The following is an 18,614-nucleotide window of genomic DNA, read 5'->3' as shown; positions in this document are numbered from 1 at the left end:
GTTTCATTCGGCGGCGGCGGCGCCTCGGGAGGATGGTGATGCATGTCTCCAAAGACGACCAAGAGCGCATCGCCCGCGCCATCGCCGCGGCTGAAGCCACGACATCGGGTGAAATCTTCTGCGTCGTGTCACGGCGGGTGTCCTCCTACATCGACGTCAGCCTGGGCTGGGCGGGAGCGGCTGCCCTGATCCTGCCGATGGGGTTGATTCCGCTGGGGTTTGGCCCCGCGTGGCTTTCCCCCTTTGACGGCGGCTGGGAGGCGGCGCACGCAGCAGGCGGCCCGCGGGACATCGCCTATACGCTGGGCGCCTACGCCATGGTCCAGGCGCTGGTCTTTGTTCTGGTCTTTCTGCTGACCCGTATTCCGACAATCCGGCGCTGGGCCACCCCGCGCGGGGTGCGCCGCGATCGCGTGCGCCGCGCAGCCCTGCAGCAGTTCCTGGCTCACGGCGTCCACGTGACCCGCGAACGCACCGGCGTCCTGATCTTCGCGGCGCTGGACGAGCATCAGGTCGAACTGATCGCGGACGAGGCCATCCACGCCGTCGTCGGCGACGATCATTGGGCCGATACGGTCGCCGCCCTGCTGGGCGAGATCGGCGCAGGCCGCCCCGCCGCCGGGTTCGAGGCCGCCATCGCCCTGTGCGGACAGGTGCTGGCCCAGCACTTCCCGCCACGCGAGGACAATCCCAACGAATTGCCGGATCACCTGATCCTGCTCTGACTGTCGCAACGCGGTCGCATTCTGCGCCGAAAAGACCAGTTCTTCGCCGCTCGGTTCACGGAATTCATGCCCCGTCTTTTGACCTACAACGTCCATCGCTGCGTCGGCACGGACAAGCAACTGGACGTGGCGCGCATCGTCGCCGTGATCGCCGAGCACGAACCGGACATCGTCTGCCTGCAGGAACTGGACGTCGGACGCGCCCGTACCGGAAAGGTCGATCAGGCCGAACGGATCGCCGAGGGCCTGTCCATGACCTCACGCTTCCACCCGGCCATGCAGGTCGAGGCCGAACTGTATGGCGACGCTATCATGACGCCGCACCCGGAAAGACTGATCCGCGCCGACTCCCTGCCCTCGGTTCGCGGCATTCCGGGCCTTGAGCCGCGCGGGGCCATCTGGTCCGAGATCACCATCGACGGCGTGGCCATCAATGTCTTCAACACCCACCTTGGACTGGTGCCCAAGGAGCAGAGGCTGCAGGCCGCGGCCCTGACCAGCACGACCTGGCTGGGCGGATGCACCGGGCCGACCCTGCTGGCGGGCGACTTCAACGCCACCTCGATCACCCGCCCCTATCAGACCCTGTGCCGCAAGCTGGAGGACTGCCAGCGGCAGTTGAAGCTGAAGCCGTCGATCAAGACCTTCCCCTCGGCCTTCCCCGCCATCCGCATCGACCACTGCTTCGTCAGCCCGGAAATCCGCATCCGACAGGTGCGCGCCGACTATTCGCCGCTGGCGCGTGTGGCCTCGGACCACCTGCCGCTGATCATTGATTTCGACGTGGTTCAGTCCGGCGTCTGAGCCCTGGGCAAGGGCTCCGGCCGCCGCGCGTGGGCCAGCCGCTTCCACGGCCGCCATGCATCTGATGAAGAGATGGGATCGCCCAACTGCCATTCCGCGAACAACTGCTGCAGGCGCGTAGGCTGATCATGGCCCAGCAGATGCAGTCGCGGGCTGTTGAAACTGGATATGGCCGCCCCGACTGAGCCCATCACCGCCTCGACTTCCGCATAGTCCTCGGCGCCGACACCGATCCAGTGGCCGATGGTGTGATGCCGGTGCGCGGTGATGACGCCCAGCCCCGCCGCATCTTTCGGCTCGACGGCGATGTCACATTCGGTGTCCAACCCCATCGAACGATTGTTCAGATTGGTTGATCCGATCCGCAGCAGCCGGTCGTCAATGATGGTCGATTTGGCGTGGACGATGATCCGGTCGCCGTGCGCCGTCAGGGGCGCAAAGGCGAAAAAGCGGTTGTATCGATCGGCGCTCTCCAGCCGATACAGCACCTCGGCCCGCGCCGTGTCCATCGTCAGGCTGTCGAACCAGCTGGGGCTCTTGGCGGTCGTGATCAGCACCACCTCCGGCCCGTCCTCCTCGGCCAGACGCGAGGCCAAGGCGGCGGCGATCACCGGCGAGGTGAAATACTGGTTCTCCATATAGATCAGCCGCTTGGCGCGACGGATCGCCTCAAGGTGCAGGGCCTCGTTTTCGCGCACCTCGTGCCGCCCGGACCATTTCGGCTCAGTACGGGCCACGCCGACCGGCACATCGGTCATATGCACCGGCACATTGTCCGGCCAAGGGTCAGAGGCCACCTCGTCAACGACCGTCCGCTCCCAGGTCGCGCGGAACCAACGCTCGCGCGCCAGATCACCCAGAACGCGCGCGGCGGGACCATCGAAGACGCTCATCATCTCATGCCGCGCCTTGCAGATGGCGCCATTGGGCAGGGCGCGACGCGGGTCATGGTCCAGATGCTCTTCTGAATCCCAGCGATCGGTCGATATGTCGCCGCCGCCGACGAAGGCGATCCGGTCGTCGATGACGATGACCTTCTGGTGGTGGCAGGCGCCGATGGGACCGGGCGAATCCATGCGGAACTCGACCATCCGCTTGCGGAACCAGCGCTGCGCCCGATGCGGATAGAAGCCCTGCGACGCGGCGATCAGCAGCGGCGACTTCCAGATCAGCAGACGCACGTCCAGATCAGGCTTCTTCTTGACCAGCATCCGCAGTTGCCGCCCGATCTCGGCTGCCTTGTCGCCGGGGCGCGTCTCTGGGTCCAGATGGGTGCGCGGATCAAACTGCCAGCCCAGCACCACGATCGACCGCTCGGCCTTGTGGATCGACGACGCCAGAGCATCGAAATAGGCCTCGTTCTCCATCAGAACAGAAAATCGATGCGCGACATCAGTGCGCCAGATGCCCGGCCCAGGCGTCAGCAGGCTGCCTTCATAGCTGTGGCCGTCGGTGGTCATGCAGCCTGTCTGTCTGATTCGCGTGACGTCGTTAGCGAGGCGGCGTCTGTCCCTTTGGTTTTCATGCGGACAGCCTCGGGTCAATCTTTAGAGGGCGGGATTGTGACGTTCGTTGATATGAAGCATAATGAAGACAGCCATTGGGGCTAGGGAGGTCGCGGGAAATGCAGGCGCTGGTCGAACTTATCGCCGGCTTGATTGCGTTCCTGGCCGCCGCCGTCCTGTCGCAATTCGGGGTGGAGATCCATTCTCCGCGCCAGATCGACCGCGAAGTCCACCGCACCAAGGACTGCAATGTCGCCCCCCCGTCCAGCACCATGGTTGTCGACGTCAAGCGAGACTGTTGATCGCGGTCGGTTCTGTCTGCGGATTGCTTTGACCTTGAGCTTTGACTCGCTAGGGTAATCGGCGAGTTTTCGCGCGCCACGCGATTTGGATCGAGATCGACCGCTGATGAAATCCCGTAACAGGCCGCCTCTGAAACTGACCAACGACGAAGCGCCTGTTGAGCCGGTCGAAACCGTGGAGGCTGTCGAGGCGCCCGCAGAGGGTCTCGACACCGCAACCGAGCACGAACCGGACGCCGTCGAAGAGGCCGTGACAGAGCCTGCCCACCAGCCTGAGCCGGTTCTGGAGCGCCCCATGTCCGAACGTCGCCGCCGTCGCCTGCTGGAAGAGCAGCGACAGGCCGAAGAACGCGCCGCGGCGGAACTGGCGGCCAAGGCGGTCCAGAATCAGACTTTCGACATCGCCCCGCATTCCGATTCCGTCGCGACGCCGGAATCAGCGACTGCGCCGAACGTCGCCGTCGAAATGGCGGTGGCCGCAGGCGCCCCGCCCGCTCCGATCAAGAAATCCACCGCGCCCGCCGTCAAGACGACCGCCGCCCAACGCCAGGACATGCCGTCTGGCCGTCACGCCTATCTGATCGCCGGGGTCGCCTCGACCCTGTGGATCGGCGGCGTCGCATCCTGGGCCGCCTATGAGTTCGGCGCAGGCGGGGCGGAACTGGATGGTCTTCGCATCGCCATCTACGCCCTGATCGCGCTGGCCCCAGCGGGTCTGGCCATCATGCTGGCCCATGCCGTGCGCCAGGGCGCAGGTCTGGCCGCCGAAACCAAGCGCGCACGTGATCTGGCCGAAGCCCTGGTCGCCCCCACCGCCCTGGCCGCCCGCCAGACCGGCGAGGTTCTGCATTCTCTGCGTTCCGACATCGACCACGCGGCGCTGGCCGCCGAACGGGCGCGCAACGACATGGCCCTGCTGCGCGAAGCCCTGGCGCAGGAAACCAACCGCCTGAACGAAGCCGCCGAAAACGCCAGCCGCACCGCCCGCCGCCTGACCGAGGGTCTGGGCCGCGAACGCGAGGAAATGACCAAGTTGGGCGTCCATCTGGACAGCCAGTCCGAGGGCGTCATCGTCGCGGTCGAGCGCCAGTCTCGCATGGTCGCCGACGCCTCCGATCTGGCGCAGGCGCAACTGCGTGAGGCCGAGGCCGCCCTGGCCGCGTCGCCGCCGAAGATCTGGCCCGCCAGACCATCCGCCTGGAGAACGCCGGTTCCGGCGTCGCCGAACAAATCCAGTCGGTCGAAGAAGGTCTGGGCCAGCAACGGGCAGCCCTGGTCACCGCCGCCTATCAACTGCGCACCGATCAGGAAGACTTCTCCGCCCAGGTCGAAAGCCAGCGCGCCCAGATTCTGGAGCAGTTGTCCGCCACCCGCACCGCCGCCTCTGATCTGGGGCAGGCCTCACAGACCTCCAGCGAGACCCTGCGCGATCTGGTCGAGGCGGCCACAGATCAGTTCCGCGCCCTGGTCGACATGTCCCAGCGCGAGGCCGACGGCTTCGACGCCGCCACCAAGGTGTCGCTGGATCGTTTCGAAACCCTGGCCGCCGAGGCCCGCGACACCCTGATGGAAGAAACGCGCCGCGCCCTGGAGCAGATGCGCGCCACGGCTGAGGATTCCCGCGCCGCCGCAGCAGACGCCGCCGAACAGGCCCGACTGCGCGCTGACCGTCTGGGTGAAGCCCTGTTCGACGCCGCCCAGAAGGCGGATCAAGCCGCCGACGCCCGCATCGACGACGCCCGTCGCATCGTCAGCGAAAGCGCGGGTCTGGTCGAACAGACCGGCGATCGCGCCATTCAACGTCTTGAAGGCCTGCTGACACGCCTGAACTCGGCCCTGTCCGAGATCGACACCGCCGTCGCCGACGTTGACGAACGCGCCGCCCGCCTGCCCGAACAGGCCCGCGCCCGCGTCGAGGCTGTCCGTGCCTCGGTCGAAGAGGGTCTGGCCTCGCTGTCCGCCGCATCGCGCAAGGCCGCCGAGGACACCGAAGCTCTGGACATCGGTTTCCAGGATCGGGTGCGCCGCAACTACGACATGCTGACCGAGGCCGTGCGCCTGATGGGCGTCGTCTCCGGCGATGCGCCGGTTGCCCCGCGCCGTCGCGAAGCCGCACCTGAGCCGGAGGTTCGACCCGCCCGGCCGCAACGCGCACCCGTCGATGACCGCGCCGATGAGCGCAGCACCGCCCTGCGCGGCCGTCTGCGGCTGGAGCCGTCAGAGCCTCCCCGCGCCGCCGTCACCGAACGGCTGGACTGGAATGACCTGGTGTCGCGCGATGAGCCGTCAGAGCCGCCGCTGGACCTGGACACGCCCGCCCTGCCCCGCGCCGACGCCGCCGCGCTGGCTGACCGCGTCACCGCCGCGATTCGCCGCATGGGCGTGGACCCCAATGCGCTTCTGCCGCGCTCTCGCGTTGAGGAAGCGGCCCGCGCCATCAGCAAGGGCGACGCCGACGCCGCCCGCCATATCGTGCGGCGCGTGGCCCCCGCCGCTGTGCGCAGCGTGTCGCGCCGCGTGATGAACGACGCCGAACTGCGCTCCGACGCCGAACACTATGTCCGCAGCTTCGGCAAGGAGTTGTCGGCTGTCGCTCGCGCCGGGGATGGCGCCGGGGTTCAGTCCCGCCTGGCCTCCGACGGCGGCCGCGCCTTCATGTTGCTGGATGCGGCGGTCGGCGACCTGGGTTAGAGCTTGACGCCGCGCCGAACTTCCCTCCTCCTGACGTCGTCACGGAACCGTGACGAGTAACGCTAGAATGGCCAGCATGACCTCCTCCAGCGACAGCGCCCAACGCCCGGACCGACGCCCCGGCATCGCCATATGCGCCTATGACGTCGACGATCAGGGCTGGGATCTGGTCGAGGACCTGTCCGGCCAGCCGTGGAGCCCGACCGGAGCCCGTACGGTTCCCGTCACCGCCGCAGACCCCGAGACCCTGGCCTCGACCCTGAGCGCTCATTTGCAGAGCGGCGATTGCCGCGCCGTGCTGCTGGTCGGACGCAATCACAAATCCGGCGGCTTCCGCGTGCAGATGCGGGCCGAGAACCGCGACCTGACCCACAAGAACCGCCAGACCCTGACCGGCCCCGGCGTCGCCCGCACCACCGCCCCCGTCGCCGATATCGTGCGCGCCCTGAACGCCGCAGGCCTGTCCGTGGACGCCTCGTCCGAGGCCGAAGACGATGTCGGCTCCTATCTGCTGTACCGCGTGCTGTCGGAACTGCCTGAAGGCCCTCACACCCCCGCCATCGGACTGCTCCGCGCGCCCCTGCCCGCCGACGAAGCCCTGATCCGCAAAGGCGTCAAAGCCGCCGCCAACGCCATCGCCAGCCACCTGTAGGTTCAGGCGGCGCGCGTCAGCACCGGGCGCAGCAGCAGATTGGCCAGCAGGCTCACCGCCGCCATTCCGGCCATGGCCAGATAGCCGCCTGCCCCGAAGGCGTCGTACAGCGGGCCGCTGGCCAGGGTCGCCAGGCCCATCAGCACGCCGGCCGACAGCATGGAGTTCAGGGTCTGGGCCGCCGTCTGGCTGTCGCGCGGCGCCAGTTTCTCGATCACCTCGACACCCGCCAGGAAGTTGGCGGCGAAGCTCAGGGCGTGCAGCATCTGCAGCGGCCACAAGGCCCACAGCGGCGGCGATGCGGCCATGAAGGTCCAGCGGACGACCGCCGCGCCCGAGGCGATCATCAGTATGGGCCAGGGACCGATGCCGTGCCGACGTCGCCACGGATCGATCACCCACATGAAACTGATCTCGACTACCACGGCGAAGGCCCACAGCAGGCCCGTCATGTCCGCCTCAACCCCTTGCGCGCGCCAGAGGATGGCGGAGAAGCCATAGTAGAAACCGTGCGCCGCCTGAACCAGGCCGATGGCCAGGATGGCCGTCACCACCACCGGGTTCTTCAGCAACTGGCCCATGCCGCGGAACCGGTCCCAGCCCAGAACGGGCGCCCCGTCATGCACAGGCTCGGGCGGTAGAAATCGCCAGGCGGCCAGCGCGATCCCGACACAGGCCAGGGTCACGCCGATGATGACCACCTCGGCCCCCGTCGCGCGCACAATGAAGCCGACGACGATATTGGTCACGAAGAAGGCCGCCGAGCCAAACCCGCGCGGCACCGCAAAGGCGAAGCCCTCCTTGCGCGACAGCCGCAGGTTCAGCACGTCGGTCAGGGGGATGATGGCCGCAACCCCGGTCGCGGCGATGAACCAGGCGATGGCCCAGGCGGCGAACCCGTCGACCAATCCCGCCGTCCCATAGGCCAGGGCCGACATGGCGGCCAAAAGGGCGATGGGCGTGCGGCGATATCGGAACCCGTCCGCCCAGACTGCGATCGCCGGTCCCGTGACCAGACGCGCCAGCATGGGGGCGGCGAGGATGACGCCGATCTCGGCCCCGCTCAGCCCCAGCGACCGCATCCAAAGCCCGGCGTAAGGCAGGCTGACGCCGGTGCCTATGAACATCAGGGCGTACTGGAAGGCGACGCGAGAACGGGCTGACGGGGACATAACGCCGCATAGCAGACTTCCGGGATTCGTCAGGCTAGGCTCGACATATGAATCCGACTCGCAGCCTGATTTTATTCGCCGCCCTGAACGGGGCCCTCGCCGTCGCACTGGGCGCCTTCGCGGCTCATGGGGCCGAGCCGCAGTTGAAGACCCTGCTGACCACCGGCACGCACTATCAGTTGGTCCACGCCGTCTTCGGCTTCGGCTGCGCCCTATGGACGGGCGGCGGCAGGCTGGCGCGGGTTGCGGGTTGGCTGGGCGTCGTCGGCGGACTTATTTTCAGCCTGTCTCTGGCTGCATTGGGCGTTCTCAGCGTGCCGGTCATCGGGGCCATCACCCCCATCGGCGGCGTATTGATGATCGCTGGTTGGCTTTGCGTCGCATTTGCGGCATTCCGGTCCAGTTCCTCGTAACGCCTTTAGCGTCCCTGCAGAAAGACATGCGTATCCATGGCCTTCCCCGCGTCTGCTGAACCTCGCCGCGAACTTTATCCTGAGACCGAACCCTTCGCGTCAGGCTGGATGCAGACGGACAGCGTCCATGAAATCTACTACGAGGTTTCCGGCAATCCGCAGGGTCGTCCCGTCGTGGTGCTGCACGGCGGCCCTGGCGGCGCGGTCAATCCGGGGATGCGTCGATACTTCGATCCGGCCCAGTACAAGATCGTCATGTTCGATCAGCGCGGATGCGGCCTGTCGCGTCCCAACGCCTCGCTGGAGGACAACACCACCTGGGCCTTGATCGACGACATCGAACGGCTGCGCGAACGCCAGGGCATCGACCAGTGGGTGGTGTTCGGCGGATCGTGGGGGTCCACCCTGTCGATGGCCTATGCGATCAAACACCCCCAGCGGTGTCTGGCCCTGGTGCTGCGCGGCATCTTCCTGCTGACCAAAAAGGAACTGCACTGGTTCTATCAGGACGGCGCCTCGATGATCTTCCCCGACGCCTGGGAGCGGTTTATCGCGCCGATCCCGGAGGCCGAACGCGGCGACCTGATGGGCGCCTATTACAAGCGCCTGATCGGCGACAATGTCGAAGAGCGTGAGCGCTGCGCCCTGGCCTGGGCCGGTTGGGAAGGTGACACCGTCAGCGTCGAAGGCCCCAGCGCCAAGCCGGACAAGTTTGCGGAACCCGACTTCGCCGTCGCCTTCGCCCGGATCGAGAACTGGTACTTCACCAACGGCGGCTTCTTCGACGACGAGAACTGGATCATCAACAACGTCGATAAGATGCGCCACATCCCCTGCTGGATCGCGCAGGGGCGTTTCGATGTGGTGACGCCGATCTCCGGCGCCTGGGCGCTGCACCGGGCATGGCCCGAGGCCAGGCTGGACATCATCGGCGACGCCGGACACGCCTCGTCCGAGCCGGGCATCGTGGACAGCCTGATCCGCGCCACCGACTGGGCCGCAACCGTCTAAGAGAAAGCCGCCGCATCGTGCTGATGCGGCGGCTTTTTTGTCTCAGACCTTACTGCGTTCATCCAGGCTCCACGCGCCCGGACCTGCCGTGAAGATGTACAGGAAGACGAAGCAGAACAGGATGGCCGCGTCCCCGCCGTTGACCGCCGGATAGGGGCTCTGCGGGAAATGCACCATCCAGTAGGCGACCGCCATCTGCCCCGAGGCGATGAAGGCGGCGGGGCGCGTGAACAGGCCCAGCACCAGCAGCACCCCCGTCACCAGTTCGATGACGGCGCCGACGCCGAACAGAGACAGCAACGGCACCTGCCCCGGCTGCGCGCCTTCGGGAAAGCCGAACAGCTTGACCAGACCATGCGCCAGAAACAGCAGGCCTGCGACGATGCGCAGCGCCGCCAGCGCTTTCGGGGACCACGCACTCGCTTGATTGAACATCGTGACTTTCCTCCCTCGTTGGAGCGTCCGCACATGCAGATCGCCCGGCCGGAACATGTCCGGCCGGGCAGGTTGCGCCTGAGTCCTAGGCGGCGTCCACCAGCACGACTTCAGCGTCCGTCAGCGCCTTGATCGTGATGACGTCTTCCTCGGCGATGGCTGCACCGTCGCGGGGGCTCAGCTTCACGCCATTGACTTCGATCTCACCCAGCGACGCCACCAGATAGGCCCGACGCGTGGCGCCGACCGGATAGTCGACCGTGTCGCCCGCCTTCAGCGTCGCCGCGGCGACCCGCGCCTCGGTGCGGATCGGCAGGGCGTCAGCGTCATCCTCAAAGCCCGACGCCAGGACCACGAACTGGCCCGAGCGGTCGCCCTTGGGGAAGGGCTTGGTGCCCCAGCTGGGCTTTTCGCCCCGACGGGTCGGCTCGATCCAAATCTGGAACAGACGGGTCAGCTCGGTCTCGGCATTGTATTCCGCGTGACGAATGCCGGTGCCGGCGCTCATCACCTGAACATCGCCCGCCACCGTGCGGCCCTTGTTGCCCAGGCTGTCCTCGTGGCTGATGGCGCCGTCGCGGACATAGGTGATGATTTCCATGTCGGCGTGCGGGTGGGGCGGGAAGCCGCTGCCCGGCGCGATTTCGTCATCATTCCAGACCCGCAGGTTGCCCCAACTCATCCGCTTGGGATCATAGTAGTTGGAGAAGGAGAAGTGGTGCTTGGCGTTCAGCCAGCCATGGTTGGCGCCGCCCAGCGATTCAAAAGGTCTGCGCTCGATCATTGGTCTGTCCTCAGGCCGGGCCGTCCCGGCGTCATCTGCTTGACGACAAGATAGAGATCGGCGACCGAACAGAAATAGAAACCAACGAAACTCATTGTTTCGCTTCGCATAGGCCGCCGCATGTCTCGCCTGCCCGATCTGGAAGCCCTGGCCATCTTCGCCAAGGTGGCGGAAACCCAGTCGTTTTCCGGCGCGGCGGACAGCCTGTCCCTGTCCAAGGCCACCGTGTCCAAGGCGGTGACCCGGCTGGAGCAGCAGCTTCAGACCACCCTGCTGCACCGGACCTCACGCCGGTTCGCCCTGACGGACACGGGGCGGAACCTGGCGGCGCGCGCGGCCCATATGCTCGCCGAGGCCGAGGGCGCGGTGTCAGAGGCGCTGGATATGTCGGTGACGCCGCGCGGGCTGGTGCGTCTGGCCGCACCCATGTCGTTCGGCATGGCCTATGTGGCGCCTGCCCTGCCCGAGTTTCTGGCCACCAATCCCGACATCTCCATCGACCTGCATCTGGCGGATGAGGTGATTGATCTGGTCGGCGGCGGATTTGACTGCGCCCTTCGCATCGCCGCCCTGCCCGATTCCTCTCTGACGGCGCGCAAGCTCAGGCCGGTCAAACGCGCCCTGGTCGCCTCACCATCCTATCTGGCGCAGCGGGGAAGGCCGACCCACCCGAACGATCTGAACCGCCACGCCTGCCTCTGCTACGCCTATATGCCGACGCCCGACATCTGGCGGTTCAGCAATGCGGCGGGTGAAGAGGTCGTGGTGCGGCCGCAGGGGCCGTTGCGCGCCAACAACTCGGACGCCCTGACGGCGTCGCTGTGCGCAGGTCTGGGCATCTTCCCCCAGCCGGACTTCATCTACTGGAAGGATGTCGCCAGCGGGCATCTGGAGACGGTCATGACCGACTGGAGCCTGCCGCCCATCGCCCTTCATCTGGTCGCGCCCAGCAGCGGACCGCGACCCGCACGGGTCACGGCCCTGATGGACTATCTGGCCGACCGGTTCAGCAAACCGCTGTGGCCGGGCGATACGGTCGGACGCTAGGTTCAATCGACTTCCAGCTCTAACCGTCATTCCGGGGCTGAGCGGAGCGAAGAACCCGGAACCCAGGGCCACGAGCGCAACACTGGACGCATTCGCTGCCGGATGCACGGCTCCTGGGTTCCGGGTTCGCCCTGCGAACGCCCCGGAATGACGAGCCGAAATGCAGACCCATTAAGTGCCAACAGACGTCACAGCGTCAGCCGCACTTCACTTCCTTGATGATGTTGGTGGCTTCGTCGAACACGAAGTTCACGCGGTTCTCGCGATAATCCATCGTGGCGGCGCAGGTGCTGCACAGCACGCGGAAGGTCTGGCCGTGCGGCGGCTCGGGAATGGTCGAGCGGTTGCGCCCGACATAGTTCTGGAAATCCTCGACCTTGCAGACCTTGTAGGCGGCGTCCGGCCAGGTCGGGTCGTTGGCCTTGGGGCTGGACGCGCAGGCCGACAGGGCAATGGCGGCGGCGCTCAGGCAGGCCAGTGTGAAGGCGGTCTTCATGGTCGTCTCCTGTGATCTGTCGCGGTTCAGCCGCAACGTACCTGTTCGATGATGCCCGTGTCCTGATTGAAGAAGATGTTCAATCGATAGGCCGAATAGTCCTGCGTCACCGGGCAGGTGGTGCAGGTCACGCGCCGGTTCACGACCTCGACCGGAACCGGGATTTCGGTGCGGGCCTTGCCCACCAGATACTGCATTTCACCCGCACGGCAGGTGTCCGCCGTGGTGCTGGTCGGCATCCGCGTGCCGACGGGTTGATTGAGCTGTGCGCGTTCAACGGCGCGCGGCGCGGGGGCTTCTGCAGCGGGCGTCGAACAGCCGGCCAGCAGGGCAAGGCCGATCAGGCCGCCTTTTCCCAGCGCCCCTCGTCCGACTGTTTCCAATAGGCCAGGTTGGCGCCCTGCCCCTTCAGCGTCTTCCACCGACCCCGCGCGTGCTGCAGCGCCGGTTCGTCCCGTCCGTCGAATATGATGAAGCATCGTTCAAACCCTTCCGTCGCGCCAAGCTCTGCATCGTCGACGATGAACAGCGCCTGAGCGCCGTTCAGGTTCTCCCCCGATTCGCTCAGCAGCACAGGCTGGCGGGCGGCGTGATCCTGATCGGCGCGACCGTGCGGCAGGAAACTGTCGTCGCGATAGGTCCACAGCGCCTCATCGACATCATCCAGCCGATGTGAGTGCGACGATTTGATCAGGGCGCGCCAGCCCCGCTCGAGGGTCTTCTCGAGCAGGGTCGGCAACACCTGGTCCAGCGTCGAACGCTCCAGGTGGTAGAACCAGATTTCGGGTTTGTCGGTCACCCGGCTCTACCTCCGGCGATCAGGATTCGTAGGCGTCTGCGACCATGCGGTCCAGCGTACGCACGGCGAAGCCGACGCCGCCTTCCGGCACGGTGGCGCTGGGGCTCTTGTTGGCCCAGGCGGTCGGCGCGATGTCCAGGTGCGCCCACGGCACGCCGTTGGTGAAGCGTTGCAGGAACAGGGCGGCGGTGATCGAGCCGCCAGCGCGGCCGTTGCCCATGTTCTTCAGGTCCGCAATCTTGGACTCGATGTGCTGCTCGTAGATAGCCGGGATCGGCATGCGCCAGAAGTTCTCGCCCACCTTCTTGGAGGCCGACAGGACGTTGTCCGACACTTCGTCCGAGTTGGAGAAGATGCCCGCATAGTCCAGGCCCAGAGCCACGATCATGGCGCCCGTCAGGGTGGCCAGGTCGATCATGAACTTCGGCTTGAAACGCTCCTGCGTGTACCAGAGGGCGTCGGCCAGAACGAGGCGGCCTTCGGCGTCGGTGTTGATGACCTCGATGGTCTGGCCCGACATGGACACGACCACGTCGCCCGGACGCTGGGCGTCGCCGTCAGGCATGTTTTCGACCAGACCCAGCACGCCGACAGCGTTGACCTTGGCCTTGCGGCCCGCCAGCGCAGCCATGGTTCCGGCCACGGCGGCGGCGCCGCCCATGTCCCACTTCATGTCTTCCATGCCGTCAGCAGGCTTGATCGAGATGCCGCCGGTATCGAAGCAGACGCCCTTGCCGACGAAGGCCAGAGGCTGTGCGCCCGCCTCGCCGCCCTTCCACTGGATCACGGCCAGCTGGCTTTCGCGACGGCTGCCCTGGCCCACGGCCAGCAGCGTGCGCATGCCCAGCTTCTCCATCTCGGCTTCGCCAAGGATTTCGACTTCCAGACCCAGGCTCTCCAGCGCCTTCACGCGCTTGGCGAACTCGGCCGGGTACAGGACGTTGGCGGGCTCGGACACCAGATCACGGGCGAAGACCACGCCGTCGGCGATCGCCGACAACGGCTCCAGCGCGGCCTCGGCGGCGCGCAGGTCGGTGGCGACGATGCGGATGGTGGTGACCGACGGAATCTTGTCGGCCTTCTGCTGGGTCAGATATTTGTCGAAACGATAGGCGGCCAGACGCGCCGCAAAGCCAACGCGGGCGGCGTGTTCAGGGCTCAGGTGCGAGGCGTCGATGGTCAGGACTTCAGCGCCCGACAGCTTGACCGCCGCATAGGCGCCGCCGCCGAAGGCCTCGACGGCCAGATCATCGGTCTTGTCCGCAGCGCCCGCACCGACCAGCAGCACGGTGTCGGCGTTTACGCCAGCAGGGGCGGCCACGATCAGGCTCTGACCGGTCTTGCCGGTGACGCGGCTCTTGGACAGGGCCTTGGTCAGCGCGCCAGCGGCCTTGGCGTCCAGCGCCTCGCCAGCAGCCGTCAGAACACGACCCTCATGAACCGGCACGGCCAGAATTTCAGCAGCGTCAACGGCGGCGACGAACTCGATCTTCATTCAGCGACTCCAGCCAGGCCCCACCCGGCATCTGTAAAAGGGCAAAAAGACAGCGGCGCGTCCGCTTGCCGCAGACGCGCCCCTATGTGCTACTAGATGCGCCTCTATACCGCCGCCTGCAACCGGGCGAAGACCATCCGCCCATGAACCTGATTCAAAGATACCTTTTCCGACAGATCTCACTGCCCGTGGTCGCAGCGTGCGCCGCCTTGGCCGGAATCGGGATTCTGAGCCAGAGCCTGGACCAGCTGAAGTTCATCGTCGAACGCGGTCAAAGCGTCTGGGTGATGGCCAAACTGACGATGCTGGCCCTGCCCCAGCTTCTGTCGGTCATCCTGCCCATCGGCCTGTTCGTCGGCGCCCTGATCGCTCTGACGCGGTTGCAGCGCGAGCAGGAGATGACGGCGGCATTCGCAGGCGGCATGACCCGCTGGCAGGTGATTTCACCCGCCGCCCGTCTGGCCGTGCTGGTCGCCCTGGCCACCCTGCTGGTCAATCTGTTCTTCCTGCCCTGGGCCCAGCATGAGACCCGGCGTCAGGCCTTCGCCATCCGCACCGACCTCGCCGCCCTGCTGGTCGAGGAGGGCCAGTTCGTACAAGGCCCCAACGGCCTGACCGTCTATGTGCAGCAGATCGAGCAGAACGGCCTGATCAAGAACCTGTTCGTCTATCTGGAGGAAGGGGCCAAGGTCACCACCTGGAACGCCGCCGAGGCGCGTTTCAGCCGCGACGCCGCCGGAACCCCGATCCTGACCATGATTGAGGGTTCGGCCCAGCGCTATTCGTCAGGCGGCGTGCTGGAGACCCTGTCGTTCGACCGTTACGACTTCTCGCTGGCCCCCTTCACCAGCGTCAACGAGACGATCCGCTACAAGCCGTCGGACCTGTATCTGCCGCAGTTGATGAACCCGTCGCCGCGTCTGCTCGAAACCGCGGGCTCGCGCGGGGAACTGCTGGCCGAGGCCCATTCGCGCCTGTCGTCGCCGCTTTATGCGCTGGTCGCCATGTCGCTGGCCTTATCGGCCATCCTGGGCGGGGCGTTCAGCCGAACGGGCTATTCGCTGCGAATCGCCAAGTCGGCGGGCCTGTTCCTGCTGTTGCGCGTCGTCGGCTACGGCCTCGTCGCCGCCAGCGCCTGGAACGGCTGGATGAACATCCTGCAGTATCTGGTGCCCATCGCGGCCATCGCCATTTCGCTGCGCGTCCTGTTCCGCGCGTTGAAGCCCCGGCGTCGACGCCAGTGGCCCGCCCTTGAAAAGCTGAAGGCGAGATTCGCATGAGCACGTCCTTCATGCCGTCGCGCTTTTCCCCTCACCTGCCGCGTCTGGGCCGGATCGAACGCTATGTTCTGATCCAGCAGTTGCGCTCTCTGGGCGTGGCCCTGGCGGTGATCGCCGCTCTGGTCATGCTGATCGACTTTGTGGAGGTGTCGCGCGGCGTCGGCTCGGCGCAGGACCTGTCGGCAGTGCGCATCTTTGGCCTGGTGCTGATGAAGTCGCCGTCGGTGATCGTGCAGCTTCTGCCGTTCGTCTTCCTGTTCGGCACCCTTGCGGCCTTCATCGGCCTGAACCGCCGCAGCGAACTGGTCGCCATGCGCGCGGCGGGCGTGTCGGCATGGCGGTTCGTCCTGCCTGCCGCCGGGATGGCCTTTGTGCTGGGCATATTGACCGTCACCGTGCTCGGCCCCCTGGCCGCTTCCGGCGACGCCATGTGGCAACGCGAGCGGGCGCGGATTTCGGGAGCCACGCTGGGCGCCGATTCTCAGGAGGCGATCTGGCTGCGCGAAGGCGACGACCAGCGCCAGATGATCATCCGCTCCGCCCGCCAGGACCGCGCCAACGCCCGCCTGCTGGACGTCAGCTTCTTCATCTACACGACCGGCGCAGACGGCGGCCGCACCTTCTCCGAGCGGATCGACGCCCAGTCGGCGACGCTCAACGCGGGCCGCTGGCGCCTGACCAACGCCACCGGCGCCCAGATCGGCCAGAAGGCCGTGACCTATTCCACCCTCGATCTGCCCTCCAGCCTGGCCGACAAGGAAGCGTTCGAGCGGTTCGCCCGTCCCCAGTCGACGCCCTTCTGGTCTCTGCCGAACCAGATTCAGCGAATCGAGAACGCAGGCTTCACCTCGACCGCCTATCGCCTGCGGCTGCAGCAGTTGCTCGCCACGCCGCTGGTGTTCGCCGCCATGTCGATCCTGGCCGCCGCCTTCTCTCTGCGGCTGATGCGCCTGGGCGATCTGGCCAAGATGAGCGTGTCCGCCGTGGTGCTGGGCTTCGCCTTCTTCTTCCTGAACCAGTTCTCGTCGGCCATGGGCTCGGCCGAGGTCGTGGCCCCGTTTGTCGCCGCCTGGCTGCCGCCTGTGCTGACAGCGCTCGCCGCGTTCACCTTGCTGTTCTATACCGAAGACGGCTAAGCGGGCTCCCTTACTTAGAGACGGATTGCATATGCAGGGTGATCGCCGCGACAGGCGCTACAACGCCTTTCGGCACAGGCTTCTGGCCGGCGCAGCGCTGATCGCCTGCGCGCCCTTCGCCACGACTGCGGGGGCGCAGACCGCGCCCGCCGTGCAACCGGCTTCGAAACACGTCGTCGAAGACGGTCTGACGCCGCAGGCCGTCTATATCGACGCCGCGTCCGCCACCCGCCAGGGCGACACCGTCGTTGCGACCGGAACTCCTGAAGACCGCGTCTATGCCCGCTCACGCGGCCATGTGCTGCGCGGCGAGAACCTGTCCTATGATCTGGCCAACGGCACGGCGACCGCGGACGGGCAGGTCGAGGCCATTACGCCTGACGGCACAGTCATATACGCCGACCATCTCGAACTCGATCACGACCTGACCACGGGCGTCGGCGTGGATTTCGCCACTCGCTTCCAGAACGGCGCCAGCCTGATGGCCTCCACTGTGGTCCGCCGCAGCGAGAAGGTGAGCGAGATGAACTACGCCATCTTCACCCCCTGCCCCATCTGCGACGCCAAGGGACCGAAGACCCCCAGCATCTCGATCCAGGCCGAGCGCGTGGTTCAGGACGAGGCCCTGCACGCCATCCTGTACCGCAACGCGGTGTTCCGCGTCGGCGGGGTGCCGATCCTCTACACACCCTATTTCGCCCACCCCGACCCGACGGTGGAGCGCGCCAGCGGCTTCCTGGTGCCCATCGTCAACTATGACGACGGTCGCGGCTTCTCGGCCGAGACGCCCTATCTGCATGTGGTTTCGCCGTCGGAAGACTGGCTGATCAGCCCGCAGTTCAACTCAAGGATTGCGCCCTTCCTGAACGCACAGTGGCGTCGCCGTTTCGTCGACGGGGCGATCACGGTTCGCGGCGGCTATACCTATGAGCGGAACTTCGACAAGGCGATCGGCAACAGCCTGATCGCCAATGATCGCGAGAGCCGCAGCTATCTGCTGTCGCACGGCAACTATGACCCGGCGGGTCCATGGCGCTTCGGCTTTACGGCGGAGCATACGTCCGACAAGACCCTGTTCGACCGTTACGCCATCCGCGACCCGTATCAGGACAATGGCCTCTATTACGGCGACCGCCGTCGCCTGATCACCCAGGTCTATGCCGAGCGCCAGACCGACCGCTCCTATGTCTCGGTCGCCGCCTTCCGCATCCAGAGCCTGCGCCTGGACCCGCGCTTCGCCGACAATGATTTCCGCGACGCCAACGGCGTGAAAGTCTTCGAAAGCGACGAGAACCTGCCGATCGTGGCGCCCCTGATCGACGCCCGCTGGGAGCCGCACGATCCTGTCTTCGGCGGACGCCTGCGCCTGAAGGGTTCGGCGGTGTCCCTGACGCGTGAGGCCTTCGTCGGCGCGCCGATCCTGAACCCAGAGATGGTTCCCCCCATCACGTCCGGCCTGTCCGGCGTCGACAGCCGCCGCGTGACGGGTCAGGCCGAATGGCGTCGCACCATCATCACGCCCCAGGGCGTGCGGATCGAACCGTTCGTCGACACCCGCGTCGACTTCTATTCGATTTCTGACCTGCCCCCGATGATGGGCGTGGACGGCAGCCAGACCATCAGCCGCTCGCGCCTCAGCGCCGGGGTCGACTTCACCTATCCGCTGGTCAAGCGCACGGCCAAGGGCGACATCATCCTTGAGCCCGTCGCCCAGATCTCGATCTCCAACAAGACCGACATCGACCCGCGCATCCCCAACGAAGACGCCCAGGTCATCGAACTGGACGAATCCTCGCTGTTTCGCATGGACCGTTTCTCGGGTTACGACCTGATCGAAGGCGGGGCGCGCTTCACGGCGGGCGGGCGG

20 protein-coding genes are annotated in these 18,614 nt (G+C 66.4%); 12 read left to right on the top strand and 8 right to left on the bottom strand.

What is annotated here, in order from left to right; translation table 11 throughout:
* Positions 1-38: 38 nt before the first annotated feature.
* Entirely contained in the window at positions 39-725 is a 687-nt protein-coding gene (locus tag QZ281_RS14705) for a TPM domain-containing protein (protein ID WP_292229616.1), read from the top strand.
* A 66-nt stretch (positions 726-791) separates the two neighbouring features.
* Positions 792-1,529: an endonuclease/exonuclease/phosphatase family protein gene (locus QZ281_RS14700; RefSeq protein ID WP_292229614.1), complete on the top strand. Its 738-nt coding sequence runs from the start codon at positions 792-794 to the stop codon at positions 1,527-1,529.
* Here QZ281_RS14700 and QZ281_RS14695 read toward each other — a convergent pair.
* The gene (locus QZ281_RS14695; RefSeq protein ID WP_292229612.1) at positions 1,514-2,989 is read right to left on the bottom strand and encodes a phospholipase D-like domain-containing protein; all 1,476 of its coding nucleotides are present in this window, start codon (positions 2,987-2,989) and stop codon (positions 1,514-1,516) included. The two genes, QZ281_RS14700 and QZ281_RS14695, sit on opposite strands and share 16 nt — an antisense overlap.
* A 164-nt stretch (positions 2,990-3,153) precedes the next feature.
* Between QZ281_RS14695 and QZ281_RS14690 the strand changes: the two genes are divergently transcribed.
* From QZ281_RS14690 to QZ281_RS14675, 4 genes are all read left to right on the top strand, one after another.
* Complete coding sequence (locus QZ281_RS14690; protein WP_292229610.1) at positions 3,154-3,336, top strand: hypothetical protein; 183 nt, start codon at positions 3,154-3,156, stop codon at positions 3,334-3,336.
* 106 nt (positions 3,337-3,442) lie between these two features.
* A complete protein-coding gene (locus tag QZ281_RS14685) occupies positions 3,443-4,903 on the top strand; it encodes a hypothetical protein (protein ID WP_292229608.1) in 1,461 nt (486 codons plus the stop codon).
* Positions 4,810-6,027: a hypothetical protein gene (locus QZ281_RS14680; RefSeq protein ID WP_292229606.1), complete on the top strand. Its 1,218-nt coding sequence runs from the start codon at positions 4,810-4,812 to the stop codon at positions 6,025-6,027. Before QZ281_RS14685 ends, QZ281_RS14680 begins: the two co-directional genes overlap by 94 nt.
* Positions 6,028-6,103: 76 nt before the next feature.
* Positions 6,104-6,679, top strand: coding sequence for a hypothetical protein (locus QZ281_RS14675; RefSeq protein ID WP_292229604.1), 576 nt, complete (start codon positions 6,104-6,106; stop codon positions 6,677-6,679).
* 2 nt (positions 6,680-6,681) lie between these two features.
* On the opposite strand, the gene QZ281_RS14670 is transcribed toward QZ281_RS14675, so the two are convergent.
* Entirely contained in the window at positions 6,682-7,851 is a 1,170-nt protein-coding gene (locus QZ281_RS14670) for an MFS transporter (RefSeq protein WP_292229602.1), read from the bottom strand.
* 47 nt (positions 7,852-7,898) lie between these two features.
* Here QZ281_RS14670 and QZ281_RS14665 point away from each other — a divergent pair, with 47 nt between their 5' ends.
* Positions 7,899-8,264: a DUF423 domain-containing protein gene (locus tag QZ281_RS14665; RefSeq protein WP_292229600.1), complete on the top strand. Its 366-nt coding sequence runs from the start codon at positions 7,899-7,901 to the stop codon at positions 8,262-8,264.
* Between the two features lie 36 nt (positions 8,265-8,300).
* Entirely contained in the window at positions 8,301-9,275 is a 975-nt protein-coding gene (gene pip, locus QZ281_RS14660) for a prolyl aminopeptidase (RefSeq protein ID WP_292229599.1), read from the top strand.
* A 42-nt stretch (positions 9,276-9,317) separates the two neighbouring features.
* On the opposite strand, the gene QZ281_RS14655 is transcribed toward pip, so the two are convergent.
* Together QZ281_RS14655 and QZ281_RS14650 are read right to left on the bottom strand one after the other, a co-directional pair.
* Complete coding sequence (locus tag QZ281_RS14655) at positions 9,318-9,710, bottom strand: DoxX family protein (RefSeq protein WP_292229597.1); 393 nt, start codon at positions 9,708-9,710, stop codon at positions 9,318-9,320.
* Positions 9,711-9,795: 85 nt separating this feature from the next.
* Positions 9,796-10,494, bottom strand: a complete 699-nt coding sequence (locus QZ281_RS14650; RefSeq protein WP_292229595.1) for a pirin family protein — start codon at positions 10,492-10,494, stop codon at positions 9,796-9,798.
* Between the two features lie 120 nt (positions 10,495-10,614).
* On the opposite strand from QZ281_RS14650, the gene QZ281_RS14645 reads away from it, so the two are divergent.
* Positions 10,615-11,541, top strand: coding sequence for a LysR family transcriptional regulator (locus QZ281_RS14645; protein WP_292229593.1), 927 nt, complete (start codon positions 10,615-10,617; stop codon positions 11,539-11,541).
* A gap of 196 nt (positions 11,542-11,737) precedes the next feature.
* Here the strand turns inward: QZ281_RS14645 and QZ281_RS14640 are convergent, their stop codons facing one another.
* From QZ281_RS14640 to QZ281_RS14625, 4 genes are all read right to left on the bottom strand, one after another.
* Positions 11,738-12,037 carry a hemolysin gene (locus tag QZ281_RS14640; protein ID WP_292229591.1) on the bottom strand — a complete coding sequence of 100 codons (300 nt, stop codon included), beginning with the start codon at positions 12,035-12,037 and terminating at the stop codon, positions 11,738-11,740.
* Between the two features lie 26 nt (positions 12,038-12,063).
* The gene (locus QZ281_RS14635; protein WP_292229589.1) at positions 12,064-12,276 is read right to left on the bottom strand and encodes a hypothetical protein; all 213 of its coding nucleotides are present in this window, start codon (positions 12,274-12,276) and stop codon (positions 12,064-12,066) included.
* A gap of 101 nt (positions 12,277-12,377) precedes the next feature.
* The gene (locus QZ281_RS14630) at positions 12,378-12,836 is read right to left on the bottom strand and encodes a DNA polymerase III subunit chi (RefSeq protein WP_292229587.1); all 459 of its coding nucleotides are present in this window, start codon (positions 12,834-12,836) and stop codon (positions 12,378-12,380) included.
* 19 nt (positions 12,837-12,855) lie between these two features.
* Positions 12,856-14,331, bottom strand: coding sequence for a leucyl aminopeptidase (locus QZ281_RS14625; protein ID WP_292229585.1), 1,476 nt, complete (start codon positions 14,329-14,331; stop codon positions 12,856-12,858).
* Positions 14,332-14,474: 143 nt separating this feature from the next.
* Between QZ281_RS14625 and QZ281_RS14620 the strand changes: the two genes are divergently transcribed.
* The 3 genes from QZ281_RS14620 to lptD all read left to right on the top strand — a co-directional run.
* Positions 14,475-15,611: an LptF/LptG family permease gene (locus QZ281_RS14620; protein ID WP_292229583.1), complete on the top strand. Its 1,137-nt coding sequence runs from the start codon at positions 14,475-14,477 to the stop codon at positions 15,609-15,611.
* Positions 15,608-16,747 (top strand): LPS export ABC transporter permease LptG, encoded by a 1,140-nt coding sequence (gene lptG, locus QZ281_RS14615; RefSeq protein ID WP_292229581.1) that lies wholly within the window; start codon positions 15,608-15,610, stop codon positions 16,745-16,747. Before QZ281_RS14620 ends, lptG begins: the two co-directional genes overlap by 4 nt.
* Before the next feature lie 31 nt (positions 16,748-16,778).
* A partial coding sequence (gene lptD, locus QZ281_RS14610) for an LPS assembly protein LptD (RefSeq protein ID WP_292229579.1) occupies positions 16,779-18,614 on the top strand: 1,836 nt, incomplete at its 3' end.

Origin of the sequence: Brevundimonas sp., assembly GCF_018608325.1 — a bacterium.
GTDB lineage: Bacteria > Pseudomonadota > Alphaproteobacteria > Caulobacterales > Caulobacteraceae > Brevundimonas.
This window is presented reverse-complemented; position numbering and strand designations above follow the sequence as displayed.